Source organism: Chitinophaga sp. RAB17 (assembly GCF_052114225.1).
Lineage (GTDB): Bacteria > Bacteroidota > Bacteroidia > Chitinophagales > Chitinophagaceae > Chitinophaga.
The window spans coordinates 58645-74214 of the sequence record NZ_JBFREI010000012.1; the positions used below are offsets into that span (position 1 = coordinate 58645).

The following is a 15570-nucleotide window of genomic DNA, read 5'->3' on the forward strand; positions in this document are numbered from 1 at the left end:
CGGGCTGTAGGGGTAAAAGTTACTGAGGGGAATATGAATTTAGTGTTACCCGGGTGAGCAACACTATCTTCCTATTCCCCTCTGCGGTCTTTTTTCTAGTATATCTTATTTAATGCATCCACATAGGCGTGTACAGAAGCGTTCACGATGTCTGTGGATATGCCGAAGCCATAATAGGATTGTCCGTTATGTTTTACGCGCATATTCACTTTGCTCACATCATCACTGCCTCCACGCATAGACTGGATATTAAATTCATCCAGTTCAATATCGTCTTTGATGATATTGTGGATAGCGTTGATAGTCGCATTTACCGGACCATTACCTGCGGCACTGGCTTCTCTTTCTTCGCCGTTGATGCGCAGCTTCACGGTAGCCATGGGGCGCAGCGGATCACCGCAAACGACTTGCAGTAATACTACCTTAATGGCGTTTTCCTCATATGTTTTGGCATCTCCATCGCCCATCAGTTCCAGCAGATCGGCGTCACTGATTTCCTTTTTGGTATCGGCCATCAGCAGGAAGCGCTCATACACTTCATCCACGTTTACGCGTTCCAGGTTGTAGCCCAGTCGGGAAAGGTGATGTTTCAGTGCATGACGTCCGCTGCGGGCTGTCAGAATAATGGAGTTGGAATTAATCCCTACGTCTTCCGGATTCAGGATTTCGTAGTTTTCGCGGTGTTTCAGCACCCCATCCTGGTGAATACCAGAGCTATGTGCAAATGCATTACGGCCCACAATAGCTTTGTTAGGCTGTACCGGCATGTGCATCATTGTTTCTACCAGGTTACTGATTTCGTAAATCCCTTTTGAATTGATCTGGGTATGGTAGCCCAGCGCATGATGCGTTTTCAGGATCATCGCTACTTCTTCCAGGGAAGTGTTACCAGCACGTTCGCCGATACCGTTAATCGTACATTCTACCTGGCGGGCGCCATTGATTACACCTGCAATGGTGTTGGCAGTAGCCAAACCAAGGTCGTTATGGCAATGCACAGAGATAATCGCTTTATCGATATTGGATACGTGATCTACCAGGTATTTAATTTTAGCGCCATACTGATCCGGCAGGCAATAGCCATTGGTATCAGGAATGTTGACGGTGGTGGCACCGGCAGCAATAACGGCTTCGATCATACGGGCCAGGTATTCGTTGTCTGCGCGGCCGGCATCTTCTGCATAAAATTCTATATCATCCGTAAACTTGCGGGCATACTTTACAGCAGCTACTGCACGCTCCAGGATCTCGTCACGGGTACTGTTGAATTTGTATTTGATGTGCATATCGGAAGACCCGATGCCGGTATGTATACGACCACGTTTTGCAAAACGTAATGCGTCAGCGGCTGCATCTATATCTTTGGTATTGGCACGGGTTAATGCACAAATAACCGGTTCGGTAACGGCCTTGGAAATTTCCACCACACTCTGAAAATCGCCGGGGCTGGAAATGGGGAAACCTGCTTCTATAATATCTACGCCTAATGCTTCGAGTTTCTTTGCTACTTCAATTTTTTCTACGGTAGTCAGCTGACAGCCGGGGACCTGTTCTCCATCACGCAAGGTGGTATCAAAGACGTATACACGATTTTTATCCATGATAAGTGTAATAATTTTATTGAATGATTAATTCAGATTCTCTAATACTTTGGCACCCATAGCGTCTGTACCCATCACGAAATCGTTCACAATATGTTTGTTAGCGATATCCATGGTCCTGTAACCCTGTCTGAGTGTAGCTTCCACTGCTTTAATCACTCTTTGTGATTCTGTTTTCAGGCCAAAAGAAATATCCAGCATGAGGGCAGCAGATAAGATAGAGGCCAGCGGGTTGGCGATGCCTTTACCGGCAATATCATGTGCTGAGCCATGAATAGGCTCGTAGAAACCGATGCTGTCGCCCACAGAGGCAGAAGCCAGCATACCCATAGAACCGGCTATCTGAGAAGCTTCGTCTGTGAGGATATCACCGAACAGGTTACCGGTAACAACTACATCAAAGCGTTTGGGATCTTTGATCAGCTGCATAGCGGCATTGTCGATAAACATATGTTCTGTTTCCACGTCCGGATATTCTTTCGCAATTTCCTGTACCACTTCTCTCCAGAGACGGCTGGCTTCCAGTACGTTTGCTTTATCCACAGAGCATAGCTTTTTGCGGCGCGAACGTGCTGCTTCATAGGCTTTGCGGGCAATACGTTCTACTTCATAGCGATGATAAATCATCAGATCGGAAGCCGTATTGCGGTCGGCAGTTCTGATCTTTTCGCCAAAATATACGTCACCAGTCAGCTCCCGGAAGAAGAGGATATCTGCACCACGTAATATTTCGGGCTTAATGCTGGATGCTTCCAGCAGTTCATCAAATAATTTTATCGGGCGGAGATTGGCGTACAATCCCAGTTCTTTCCTGATCTTCAGCAATCCCTGCTCTGGTCTTACTTTCAGTGTAGGATCGTTGTCATATTTAGCATGACCGATAGCACCAAACAGGATCGCATCTGAATTTCTTGCTTTCTGCAATGTCTCTTCCGGTAGAGGATCTCCAGTAGCTTCAATCGCTACGTGTCCCATGATACCTTCTTCGAAGGTGAAAGTATGATGATAGTTTTTTGCAATGGTCATCAGCACTTTCTGGCCCCATGCTGTCACTTCCTGTCCGATCCCATCGCCGGGTATTACTAGTATTTTCTTCTCAACGCCCATATAGCTTTTTGAATTTAGCTTTTTGCTTTTTGTTTTTAGCGGATATTCCGTAAAGGTTGTTAAAAATTGAATGGTCTTGTGGATTCGTATTGTTCAATTTCCTGACGGAGACTGAGCAGGTAGTCAATATCATCATAGCCGTTCAGCAGACATGTTTTCTTATACTGATTGATATCAAAGCTTTCTCTTTCGCCGCTGCCCACGATTTTAATAAACTGGTTGTCGAGGTCTACTTCCAGTTCAGCTTGGGGGTTGGCTTCTATGGCTTTAAAAATTTTATCCAGGAAGTCATCGGACACCTGTACCGGCAGAATGAAGTTATTGAGGGCGTTATTTTTGAAGATGTCTGCAAAAAAACTACTCACTACTACCTTAAATCCTGCATCAGCAATGGCCCAGGCAGCATGTTCACGGGAGGAACCACAGCCGAAGTTTTTACCTGCTACCAGGATCTTACCACTGTAGACAGGATTATTCAGTACAAAGTCTGCTTTAGGTGTATTATCGGCATTATAGCGCCAGTCACGAAACAGGTTCTCGCCAAAACCATCCCTGGTAGTGGCTTTCAGGAAGCGCGCCGGGATGATCTGATCTGTATCTATATTTTCGATGGGTACAGGTACCGCAGGTGAAACGAGGTGTTGAAATATTTTACTCATGATGAATTTTACTGTTTAAATTTTTGTGGCAGCAACACGTAAGCGAACATAGTCGGCATACAGGTCTCCGTTTCTCATCAGCTTCGGGGCCAGCTCGTGCTGTACCTGCTGCAGAATGGCGCCTTTATCCTTTTCCGGTACGCCGGCAAAAAAGTGACCACCAAACATCTCCAGCCAGTCGCTGATGCCCGTTTCCGGATCTACCAGTTTGGATGGGCGATCAAAGAAGTGTACCCGGTCTATTTTAAATCCTGCCTTTTCCAGCAGGGTAATATATTCTGCGGGAGAAGGAAAATACCAGAATGGTTCGTAGGTATATCCCCGTTGTTGCATAGCTTTTTCCAGTGCAGTCAGAATATGCTGTACATTGCCTTTACCGCCCATTTCAATCACCAGTCTGCCACCTTTTTTCAGGTGTGTATACATCCTTGCTATCGCCTTTTCTTTTTCAGGTACCCAGTGCAGTGTTGCATTCGAGAAGATGCCATCAAACTGTTGTGGTAAGGCAAACGTAGTGGCATCCGCCACGGCAAAAGTGACTTCCGGGTAATGAGCGCTCGCACTTTTTATCATCGCTGCAGAAGCATCTATGCCGGTAACGATCGCCCCTTTCTGCGCCAGTTGCGCTGTCAGTTCACCGGTACCACAACCCAGGTCCAGTATGGCTTCTCCGGCCTGCGGCTGCAACCAGTCAATCAGGCTGTTACCATATTCAAACACGAAAGCATGTTTCTCTTTGTATAAATCGGCATTCCACTGGTCCATATCGCTTTTAGCTTTTAGCAGTTAGTGTTTCTTCAACTGGTGTGTGACAGGCACGTCATGTTTCTTTGATACTGTCCGGGAAGCTTGTTAGCTGAAAGCTAATGGCTATCCGCTAATAGCTCTCTTACATCTGTTACCTTACCGGTAATTGCTGCAGCAGCAGCGGTAAGCGGGCTTGCCAGGAAGGTGCGGGCATTGGGCCCCTGACGACCTTCGAAGTTACGGTTAGAGGTGGAGATGCAATACATGCCGGCAGGCACCTTGTCTTCGTTCATGGCCAGGCAGGCGGAGCAACCTGGTTCACGCAGCTGAAAACCTGCTGCTGCAAAGATTTTATCAATCCCTTCTTCCATGGCCTGTGCTTCTACCTGTTTGGATCCCGGTACAATCCATACCACAACATCGGCTGCTTTATGTCTGCCTTTCACGAAATCTGCTACCAGGCGTAAATCTTCAATACGGGAGTTGGTACAGCTGCCAATGAAAACGTAATCCACTTTTTTACCCAGCAGTTCTGCGCCGGGTTCCAGGTCCATATACTCCAGTGATTTTTTGAAAGAAGGTCTTTCTTTTTCCTCCAGTTGCTCCAGGGAAGGAATGTGGCGGGTAACGCCCATGCCCATACCCGGGTTGGTGCCATAGGTTATCTGCGGCTCTATGTCGGCGGCATCGAAGGTGAGTATCTTGTCAAATTCAGCGTCCTGATCGGAATACAACGTTTTCCAGAAGGCGAGGGACTGATCCCAGTCGGCTCCTTTAGGTGCAAATTCACGGCCTTTGATATAATCGAAGGTAGTATCATCCGGTGCAATCAATCCTCCACGTGCCCCCATTTCGATGCTCATGTTGCAGATCGTCATACGCGCTTCCATGCTAAGGCTCCTGATCGCTTCTCCTGCATATTCCACAAAGTAGCCGGTAGCACCGGAAGCGGATATTTTAGAGATAATATATAGAATGATGTCTTTAGAGAGTACGCCTTTGCCCAGCTGGCCGTTTACTTCGATCTTCATGCGCTTAGGCTTGTATTGCAGGATACACTGGGTAGCCAGTACCTGTTCTACTTCTGAGGTGCCGATACCAAAAGCAACGGCGCCAAAAGCACCATGGGTACTGGTATGGCTGTCGCCACATACGATAGTCATCCCTGGCAGGGTGATGCCCAGCTCAGGTCCTATCACGTGCACAATGCCCTGGAACCGGTGGCCCAGGCCATACAGTTCTACGCCGAATTCTGAAGTATTCTTAGTCAGCATTTCCACCTGCTGGCGGCTTAATGTTTCCTTAATGGGCTGGTCCTGGTGTAGGGTAGGTACGTTGTGATCCGCTGTGGCCCTGGTTTTAGCGGGACGAAATACGGGGATACCACGTTTACGCAGTCCGTCAAATGCCTGGGGGCTGGTTACCTCGTGAATAAAGTGCGTGTTGATATACACGGCATCGGGATGCCCCGGCTTACTCACCACTATGTGGCCATCCCAGATTTTATCAAATAACGTTTTTCCCATCCTTTTGCTTCCTTTTAGAATTGTTTATACCTTCAAATCTAACGGTCATTAATTAATTGCCATATCGTTAAATTTGCTTTAATTACAACCTTTAACAGCCCTAGATACACATTAATATATTGTTTATCAGTCATTTACAAGATTTTAATAACGATGCCCAACAGTCAAAGTGACGCCTTATTCATATTAATAAAAACACTAACCAAAGCGGAAAAGCGCAATTTTCAGCTGGCGTTCAATAAAAATAACACCAAGGAAGACGTACTATTCATCCAGCTTTTCACCACCCTGGACAAAATGAAGGAGTACGATGAAGAACAGATATTAAAGAAAATCACTGATATCAAGAAACAGCAGCTGTCTAACGTAAAAGCACATCTTTACAAACATCTGTTGTCCAGTTTGCGGCAGTTATATAAACAAAAAGACCCACTCATCGACCTCCGGGAACAATTGGACCATGCCCGTGTACTTTACAACAAAGGGTTGTACAACCAGAGTCTGAAAATACTGGCCAAAGCCAAAACAATGGCACTGGAGCAGGAAGAGGTGATGCTGACGTATGAAATCGTGGAGTTTGAAAAACTGATTGAGTCCCGACACATCACCCGCAGCCTGGAAAACCGCGCGGAGGTGCTCAGCGCGGAATCAAGACAGATAGAACAACAGCTTACCAACATCAGCCGCCTTTCCACCCTTTCCCTGCGTATGTATGGATTGTACCTGAAACTGGGACATGCCCGTAATGAACGCGATGGCGAAATGGTGAAGTCATTTTTCGAGAGTCAGCTGCCGGCATTACAACACGCTCATATGAGCTTCTACGAGAAAGTGTACATGTACCAGGCATCCAGCTGGTATTACTATATTTTGCAGGACTTTGTGATGTACTACCGTTACACCCAGAAATGGGTGGACCTGTTCCGCAAATATCCTTCCCTGCAGCAAACGGACATGGACCTGTATATCAAAGCGCAGCATAACCTGCTGACAGCACATTTCTACACATCCAATTCCGAAAAGTTCAAGTCCGCCCTGCAGGACCTGGAAGATTTTATTCAGGACAACCAGGACAACTTCCACGAAAACACACGCACCTCTGCTTTTGTATATTTATATACGGCCAAAATAAACCGATACTTCCTGGAAGGCACATTCAGTCAGGGTTTGGCGATGGTACCAGAATTGGAAACAGAGATCAGTAACCATACACTGAAAATAGATCAGCACCGGGTGCTGGTATTCTATTATAAGATAGCCTGTTTGTATTTTGGTAGTGGAGATAACAGTAAAGCTATTGTCTATCTCAATAAAATTATTAACCTGAAAATTGGTAACCTGCGGGCAGATATACAATGCTTTGCCCGCATCCTGCACCTGATTGCGCATTATGAACTGGAGAATTACAGCCTGGTAGAATACCTGATTAAATCCGTGTATCATTTCATTTCCAAACATAAAGATCTTGGGCTGGTGATGGAAGAAATCATGAAGTTTTTACGCCGGTATATTTATGCCAATCCCAAAGCATTACGCAATGCGTTCGTAGACCTGAAACAACGGCTGGAACAGATTTCGCAGGATCCCTACGAACGCCGTTCCTTTCTTTACCTGGATATTATTTCCTGGCTGGAAAGTAAAATTGAAAGTATCCCGGTACAGGAAGTAATTCACCGCAAATTTGTGAATAAAGAGAAACGCATATAGATACATTTTTCTCGAAGGGAAAATCTATATTAGCGGACATAAATCTATGATCATATGTCCGTTGAAAAAGAATACCATTTTGTTGCCATCTCCGGCAGTCTCCGTAAAGGTTCCTATAACACCATGGCGCTGAAAGCGCTGCAGCAGCATGCTCCTTCGCATATTAAAATTGAGCAGCTGCATTTCGATAATATCCCTTTTTATAATGCGGATCTGCATACAGAACAATTACCGGAAGAAGTGGTGCCACTGGTAAAAAAGATTAAAGATTCAGATGGGGTGATCATTGTTTCTCCGGAATATAACTACTCTATTCCCGGTGCGCTGAAAAACTTCATAGACGTGGTGTCCAGGCATCCTGACAAACCATTCAGTGAAAAAGCGGTGGCTATTATGGGTGCATCGCAGGGACAGATAGGTACGGCCAGGATGCAATACCATTTACGGCAGGTGATGGTATTTTTGAACGCTTATGTGATCAACAAGCCTGAGATCATGATTGGTCATGCACAAAACAAATTTGATGCATCCGGTAATCTCACCGATGAATTTATCGGGAAACAATTACCGTTGTTACTGGAATCGCTCGCAAAGCTGAGTGATAAAATGTCATCAGGAATTTAATTCTATATAAGGTTCATACTGACGATATTTTTTAAAAAATATAATGGCCGATGCTGCCTGTAACAACAGGATAGCCGGCCATTCGTAATGTCCGAGGATCATGAATAATACAATGAAGGAAGTGAGCAGGGTATATCTTACATGTACTTCAGGATTCATCTTCGGAAAAAACAACAGGGTACGGAATAAGATGAGCAATGATAATGCGGTACCAAAAACAGTAATAAGTCCCATCGCCGATGTTTTCGTATAGGCGTTCACAGTAATCATGACCATCTCCGGTAAAAACATAATAACATATACACCGATCAGCCGCAGATAATGTGTGCGTAATCGGATAGGCAGATTTTCCATGAAATTGAGATAGGTATCATCAAAAGCACGGTGGTGTACCATTAGCTGCATATGTGTAAGTACACTGATCATGACACCTATCTGCAATCCGCGCAGGTCGAAATACTCTCCCTGTCGCATGATCAGAAAAGTAAGCCATAATACAGCGGCGGAAAACAGCTTGGTGCTCACAATGCGCCGGGGGAAATTAGTGAACAGTTCGTACAGGAAAAACAGTACCGGTGGTTTGGTGAAATGCTTGTTGAGCCAACGTTGCAGGTGTCCGGAAAAAAAGATGATATCTGGCTGCGCGAGTTTTCTTTCATATAACGCTAACGGCCATATGCAGTTGGCGATATTGAGTATCACCATCAGGACAGCAGGTATATAGTAATGTTGTTGTATAGCTACCAGGAGTGCGATGCCGGCGTACACCAGTACGGGCATATAGATAGCGGTATGTAACAGGAACCAGATACGTATACGGGTGGGTTTATGAATGCTCCCCATAGTGGGGAATAAAAAATCATATCCCTGCAATTGAAATGTTTTCAGGATAAACCCGCTGCATTTCAATGCGTAGGCGGTCCATAGCAGGAATACCAGGAAGAGGAAGGTGTAATTTCCCAGGAACCCGAGCATTAATCCTTTATGATAAGCTAAAAGGTTAGCCCCGTTGACGATGCCGAACAGGCCATAAAACAATACCAGGAAAAAACCGGTATTCTGAATATAAAACCTTTGGGTAAATATTTTACTGAGTATCGCTGAAGTGGAACGCATATTAACTGAGCGTAATGTTTTTGTGAGCTACTTTCAGTGTGCCCGTTACCGTTAATTCTTCCGCATCCAGTGGCTGGTGGGAGGTGATACAAAAAGAAACGCCGTTATTGCTATAGGTACGGATCAGGTCATATAATATTGCCAATGCCCGGGTATCGATGGTGATCAGTGGTTCATCCAGCAGGATCAGGGCGGGATTACCGGTGAAGGCCAGGAGCAGTGACAGCTTCTTGAGCATGCCGCTGGAGTAGCTGCTTACGGGGTTATTAACAAAGATATCCACACCCAGTCTTTCGCCGATCTCCCGGATTTCTTCCCTGTCGCCTCCTTTGGTATGGAGGTAAAGCTCCAGTAAGTCGCGTCCGGTAAGGAAAGACGGGTATAATGGCTCTGCTTCTGCATAGTTAATGAGGCGGCGGAACTGGACCGGGTGTTCCCGGCTGCTCACATTGCCCTTGAGTACTATTTCCCCTTTAAAAGGGATCAAACCCGCCATCACCTTCATACAGGTGGTTTTGCCCGCCCCATTTTCGCCCTGCAGCCAATAGATGCCGGCAGGCAGTTCCAGTCGGGCAATATCCAGGATGGGCACATCCTGGTAGTTCTTTTTGACAGCGTTTAGGGCAATAACCGGTTCGGGCATACGTAATAGCTTAAAATGTAAATATGAAAAATTAACGCATATATATACACTATGCAGGTGCTTTTTAACAAATATTTTTTTCGGGGCTTTTTTTAGGTTGAAGTTCATGTGGTTAGCGGCAACAGGGGAAAAAATATCATATATGCCAGTATCTGAGCAGGTGCATTTCACATGCGAATGATATTACATATACACTACCTCCTTATTCCGTGAAACATGCTATGCCACTATACTGCGAGAATGTTCATTATCTTTTTCCACACCTGTTGAAAACTTAAAAGTGACACCCATAACTGGATGCTTACATTTGTAATCCTGAGCGTATGGATTTTAGGATGCAAGAATGTTGAAATATGATTTGTGTGAGGAGAAGAGTGTAGATTTCAGTATGCTGACCCCCAAACAGAAAAACCAAAAACCTTCGACAGTACCCATAAAATAATTAAAGATGAGTAACGAGAATGAAATTCTTTTAAAAGAGAACAAGGATCGTTTTGTGCTATTGCCGATCAAATACCCGAAAATTTGGGAGCAATACAAAAAGCACGAAGCAAGTTTCTGGACAGCGGAAGAAATAGATTTAAGCAGTGACCTTAAGGATTGGGCAGCACTGAATGATGGTGAACGTCATTTTATATCCCACGTACTGGCGTTTTTTGCTGCCAGCGATGGTATTGTAAATGAGAACCTGGCAGTAAACTTTATGAGTGAGGTACAGATCCCGGAAGCCCGTTGTTTTTACGGTTTCCAGATTATGATGGAAAACATCCACTCTGAAACATATGCTTTGCTGATTGACACTTATGTGAAAGATCCGGCAGAGAAAGATCGTTTATTCCACGCTATTGACACCGTACCTGCTGTGAAAAAGAAAGCAGAATGGGCATTGCGCTGGATTGAGAACGGCAATTTTGCAGAGCGCCTGGTAGCCTTTGCAGCCGTAGAAGGTATTTTCTTCAGCGGCAGTTTCTGCTCTATTTTCTGGTTAAAGAAAAGAGGCCTGATGCCAGGTCTGACCTTCTCCAACGAGCTGATCAGCAGAGATGAAGGACTGCATTGCGAATTTGCCTGCCTGCTCTACAGTATGCTGGAAAATAAGCTGAGTGAAGAAGCAGTACATGGCATTATCCGTGACGCCGTAGCTTATGAAAAAGAATTTATTACAGAAGCCCTGCCGGTTGGTTTGATCGGTATGAACGCTGACCTGATGTCGCAATACATTGAGTTTGTTGCGGACAGATGGATCGGTGAACTGGGCTATAGCAAGATATTCAACGCGTCTAACCCATTTGATTTCATGGAAATGATTTCATTACAGGGCAAGACCAACTTCTTTGAAAAACGTGTGGGAGATTACCAGAAATCCGGCGTAATGGGTGGTACTAAAGAGTCACAGACATTCAGCCTGGAAGAAGATTTTTAGATAGCGTTTAGCTGTTAGCTTTTAGCTTTTATGTTAAATGCAGCGAACAAACACAATTTACTAACCTCCTTTGGCTAATAGCTAACTGCTAATAGCTAAAACCTAAATTCACAAACCCATGTTCGTAATCAAAAGAGATGGCAGAAAAGAAGCAGTGAAGTTTGATAAAATCACTGCCCGTATTGAAAAACTATGCTATGGTTTCAATACGGAATATGTAGATGCAATAGATGTAGCAAAAAAAGTAATACAGGGTTTATATGATGGGGTAACCACCAGTGAACTCGACAACCTGGCTGCCGAAACAGCCGCTTCCCTCACGACCAAACACCCGGATTACGCCCTGCTGGCTTCCCGCATAGCAGTAAGCAATCTGCATAAAAATACGATTAAGTCGTTTTCCAAAACGATGAAGAAACTGTATGATTATATTGATCCTAAAACAGGTAAGTCAGCTGCTTTGCTGTCTGATGATATCTGGGAGATCATTACTAAAAATGCAGACATCCTGGATTCAAGCATTATCTACGACCGCGACTTTGCGTTTGACTACTTCGGTTTCAAAACCCTGGAGCGCTCTTACCTGCTGAAAACAGACGGTAAGATACAGGAACGTCCGCAGCATATGCTGATGCGTGTTTCTGTAGGCATTCACAAAGAAGATATTGAGTCTGCCATCAAAACATACAACCTGATGAGTGAGCGCTGGTTTACACATGCCACGCCTACCCTGTTCAACGCAGGCACTCCAAAACCACAGATGTCTTCCTGCTTCCTGCTTACCATGCAGGACGACAGCATCGAAGGTATCTACGATACCCTGAAACAAACGGCTAAAATTTCCCAGAGTGCCGGTGGTATCGGTTTAAGCATTCATAACATCCGCGCTACAGGGTCTTATATCAGTGGTACCAACGGTACTTCCAATGGTATCATTCCTATGCTGCGCGTGTTCAACGATACAGCACGCTACGTAGATCAGGGTGGTGGCAAGCGTAAAGGTGCTTTCGCTATCTACCTGGAACCATGGCATGCCGACATCTACGAATTCCTGGATCTGCGTAAGAACCATGGTAAAGAAGAGATGCGCGCCCGTGACCTGTTTTACGCCCTCTGGATGCCAGACCTGTTCATGAAACGTGTAGAAGCCAATGGCGACTGGTCATTATTCTGCCCGCATGAAGCACCAGGACTGCACGAATGCTGGGGAGAAGAATTTGAAGCATTATATGCCAAGTACGAACAGGAAGGCCGTGCCCGCAAAACCGTGAAAGCACAGGACCTCTGGTTTGCCATCCTGGATGCACAGATCGAAACCGGTAATCCATACCTGCTGTATAAAGATTCTGCCAACCGCAAATCCAATCAGCAGAACCTGGGTACCATCAAGAGTTCCAACCTGTGTACAGAAATTATCGAATACACTGATGCAAACGAAGTAGCTGTATGTAACCTGGCTTCTCTCGCATTGCCACGCTTTGTAATTGATGGTAAATTTGACCACGACAAATTATACGAAGTAACTTACCAGGCTACCCTGAACCTGAATAAAATCATCGACAATAACTACTACCCTATTGAAGAGGCCAGACGCAGCAACATGCGCCACCGCCCTGTAGGATTAGGTGTACAAGGTCTTGCTGATGCGTTTATCCTCATGCGGTATCCGTTTGAAAGTGCCGAAGCGAAAAAACTGAACAGCGAAATATTTGAAACCATCTACTTCGCGGGTTTAAGCGCTTCCAACGACCTGGCTAAGAAAGAAGGTGCCTACGAAACATTCCCTGGCTCCCCATCTTCCAAAGGTATCCTCCAGTTTGATATGTGGGATGTAAAACCATCCGCACGCTGGAATTGGGATAAACTGAAAAAAGCAATCGTAAAAGATGGTATCCGCAACTCCCTGTTGCTGGCACCAATGCCGACTGCTTCTACTTCCCAGATCCTCGGCAACAACGAGTGTTTTGAACCATACACTTCCAACATCTACACCCGTCGTGTACTGAGTGGTGAGTTTGTAATCGTTAATAAACACCTGTTGAAAGACCTGGTAGAACTGGGCCTGTGGGATAATGAAATGAAGACAAAGATTATTTCGCACAATGGTTCTATCCAGAACATTGCCGAAATACCAGCAAATATTAAAGAACTATACAAAACAGTTTGGGAAATCAAACAACGTAACCTCATTGACATGGCAGCCGATCGCGGTGCTTTCATCTGCCAGTCTCAGTCACTGAACCTGTTTGTTGATACCCCAACCAACGCGAAACTTACCTCTATGCACTTTTACGCCTGGAAAAAAGGTTTGAAAACAGGCATGTATTATCTGCGTACTCAGGCTGCTACTCAGGCAGTACAGTTTACCGTGGAAAAACAAGGTGGTCAGCAAATGCAACCTGTGGTTGCCGCCGGTGGCGACAGCGCAGAAGAAGAAATCATCGTGGGTGCAGTTTGCACCATGGAAGAAGGTTGCGTTACATGTAGTGCATAAGGGTTTATGTAAGTATAAATGCGAATCCCTGGCTGAATGGCCAGGGATTTTTTTGTGCAGTAATCAGGGAAAGAATATGCATAACCTTCTCCTCAGGACTGATGAAGCAGCGACCAACATTACTTCCATCCATCCGTTTGTGCAAGATTATTATTGAGTTGTATTTGTTCCAATGGCAGCGGTTCCAAATAGTATTTATCCAACCAGCCCACCGGTACAGGGTAAAATACCACCGAGCCACTGCTATTTAAGCTAATGGGTGTTCCCGCGCCGTAATCAGATACCTTTACCCTGGCACCCAGCAATTGCCTGTTGAAATATTCCCCCTTCTTCCATCTTTTCAAATCATTAAAACGGAATCCATCCCCCATCAGTTCTACCCTTCTTTCTCTCCTGATTTCCCATAAAACAGGATCGATGCCAGCATCTCTTTTATTATCGAAGGCGCCGTTTATATCAGCGACCAACATGTTGGGCAGTCCGGCTCTTGGACGTAATTTATTCACCGTCATATCCGCAATACCCTGATTAAACTGTCCCAGTTCCCACATTACTTCTGCATAGTTAAGCATCGTCTCTTCCACTCTGAAAATAGGGAAATCGGTAGTGGCTACGCCGGTAGTACTTACATCTGTAAAAGTATTATACGGTTTGTAGTAATAATATCCGGTAGAAGTATTCATGAAGCCCTGGGCACCGGCAGTTTTATCATTCAGGAAGTGTGGCGCCCGGTACAGATAATACCCTGCCCAGTTTGCAACAGGTAGCCTTTTCCTGTTGGCATCATTACCTGGCAGTGTAGCCATGAAATCAATAAATTCGTTGTCTGCCGGATTACTTGTACGGGTATACGTTGTTACCTGACCGGATGCGATCACCCGATAGGGAGGTAGTACAGTAAAGTATAATCTTCTATCCCTTTTTCTGAACTCTGCATTCATCGTAGAATCACTGTAGCCGGTAATAGTGGAGGAAATGGGTTTACCGTCCGCACAGAGGTAACTTTCTACTGCGTCCTTTGATAAATCAGAGCCCCAGGAAGAAGTACGCACATAACGCGCGGCATTGTGCCCTACCTGACCGGTAATGTATTGACGAGCCAGGATGATACCCGGTTTCCCTACCAGTTCGTCTGAATTAAATACATCATCATAGCTGCCCATCACATTAGGGAAGGAAGCCAGCAACTTCTCCGAGTAGGTTTTACACGCATTAAGGTAAGTATTTGCGTCCGGCATATTCCGGTACTTACGCCAGGTGCCCTCAAATAATCCGAAGCGCGATAACAATGCCCTAACTACATGTACATTAATTGTGTTGGGACCATCACCATCTGTTTTGATGTGTGACTCCGCCCATACCAGGTTATCCAGGATGTTTTTTGCTACCTGATCCCGGGGTGTTCTGGCACCATACAACACGCTGGTAGAAGTATCAGACACCTTATGCTCAATCCAGGGCACATCACCATATGCTGCCAGCAAATCGTAATACCTCATCGCCCTGAAAAAATATCCCACGCTCCTCCAATGATCTTTATCTGTCTGATTCATCGAAGATTGATCAATATTATCCAATGCAATGTTAACCCTGCGTATGAAACTGAAATCCCACTGTGTACCCGAAGTCACCGCAGGGATGATCTTTAACTGAAAAGCATAAGGTGATTTATTGGCAACGTTGTAACTGTTTACAAAATTATCTGAATTGAATTCCCCGCCCGGCACATCAATATCATAGTAGGGCAGATATTCATAACAACCCCACATATACGTTTTAAAATTATCAGCTGTTTTGAAGGAAGTAGCTTCCGTCATCTGATCCAATGGTAATTTATCGAGATAGTCTTTATTACAGGCTGCTGTAGCCAGCAAAGACAGTAGTAGAAATGTATTTCTTTTCATTACACGCATTTTAAATAAT

12 protein-coding genes are annotated in these 15570 nt (G+C 45.1%); 4 read left to right on the forward strand and 8 right to left on the reverse strand.

Annotated features, from left to right (window positions below):
- Window positions 1-95: 95 nt before the first annotated feature.
- From AB4Z08_RS29175 to leuC, 5 genes are all read right to left on the reverse strand, one after another.
- The gene (locus AB4Z08_RS29175; protein WP_441577321.1) at window positions 96-1601 is read right to left on the reverse strand and encodes a 2-isopropylmalate synthase; all 1506 of its coding nucleotides are present in this window, start codon (window positions 1599-1601) and stop codon (window positions 96-98) included.
- 27 nt (window positions 1602-1628) lie between these two features.
- Window positions 1629-2708: a 3-isopropylmalate dehydrogenase gene (gene leuB / locus AB4Z08_RS29180; protein WP_441577322.1), complete on the reverse strand. Its 1080-nt coding sequence runs from the start codon at window positions 2706-2708 to the stop codon at window positions 1629-1631.
- A 59-nt stretch (window positions 2709-2767) separates the two neighbouring features.
- Window positions 2768-3367 carry a 3-isopropylmalate dehydratase small subunit gene (leuD, locus tag AB4Z08_RS29185; RefSeq protein ID WP_441577323.1) on the reverse strand — a complete coding sequence of 200 codons (600 nt, stop codon included), beginning with the start codon at window positions 3365-3367 and terminating at the stop codon, window positions 2768-2770.
- Window positions 3368-3382: 15 nt separating this feature from the next.
- Window positions 3383-4132, reverse strand: coding sequence for a class I SAM-dependent methyltransferase (locus tag AB4Z08_RS29190; RefSeq protein WP_441577324.1), 750 nt, complete (start codon window positions 4130-4132; stop codon window positions 3383-3385).
- Between the two features lie 98 nt (window positions 4133-4230).
- Complete coding sequence (leuC, locus tag AB4Z08_RS29195) at window positions 4231-5640, reverse strand: 3-isopropylmalate dehydratase large subunit (RefSeq protein ID WP_441577325.1); 1410 nt, start codon at window positions 5638-5640, stop codon at window positions 4231-4233.
- Window positions 5641-5793: 153 nt separating this feature from the next.
- On the opposite strand from leuC, the gene AB4Z08_RS29200 reads away from it, so the two are divergent.
- Window positions 5794-7347 carry a hypothetical protein gene (locus AB4Z08_RS29200; RefSeq protein ID WP_441577326.1) on the forward strand — a complete coding sequence of 518 codons (1554 nt, stop codon included), beginning with the start codon at window positions 5794-5796 and terminating at the stop codon, window positions 7345-7347.
- A gap of 54 nt (window positions 7348-7401) precedes the next feature.
- Window positions 7402-7971, forward strand: a complete 570-nt coding sequence (locus AB4Z08_RS29205) for an NADPH-dependent FMN reductase (protein ID WP_441577327.1) — start codon at window positions 7402-7404, stop codon at window positions 7969-7971.
- On the opposite strand, the gene AB4Z08_RS29210 is transcribed toward AB4Z08_RS29205, so the two are convergent.
- A complete protein-coding gene (locus tag AB4Z08_RS29210; protein WP_441577328.1) occupies window positions 7960-9087 on the reverse strand; it encodes a hypothetical protein in 1128 nt (375 codons plus the stop codon). The genes AB4Z08_RS29205 and AB4Z08_RS29210 overlap by 12 nt on opposite strands.
- Window position 9088: 1 nt before the next feature.
- On the reverse strand, window positions 9089-9730 hold the full coding sequence (locus tag AB4Z08_RS29215) for an ABC transporter ATP-binding protein (protein ID WP_441577329.1): 642 nt from the start codon (window positions 9728-9730) through the stop codon (window positions 9089-9091).
- 448 nt (window positions 9731-10178) lie between these two features.
- Here AB4Z08_RS29215 and AB4Z08_RS29220 point away from each other — a divergent pair, with 448 nt between their 5' ends.
- Window positions 10179-11153 carry a ribonucleoside-diphosphate reductase small subunit gene (locus AB4Z08_RS29220; RefSeq protein ID WP_441577330.1) on the forward strand — a complete coding sequence of 325 codons (975 nt, stop codon included), beginning with the start codon at window positions 10179-10181 and terminating at the stop codon, window positions 11151-11153.
- A gap of 118 nt (window positions 11154-11271) precedes the next feature.
- Window positions 11272-13647, forward strand: coding sequence for a ribonucleoside-diphosphate reductase subunit alpha (locus AB4Z08_RS29225; RefSeq protein WP_441577331.1), 2376 nt, complete (start codon window positions 11272-11274; stop codon window positions 13645-13647).
- 119 nt (window positions 13648-13766) lie between these two features.
- Here the strand turns inward: AB4Z08_RS29225 and AB4Z08_RS29230 are convergent, their stop codons facing one another.
- Entirely contained in the window at window positions 13767-15551 is a 1785-nt protein-coding gene (locus tag AB4Z08_RS29230) for a RagB/SusD family nutrient uptake outer membrane protein (protein ID WP_441577332.1), read from the reverse strand.
- Window positions 15552-15570: the final 19 nt, after the last annotated feature.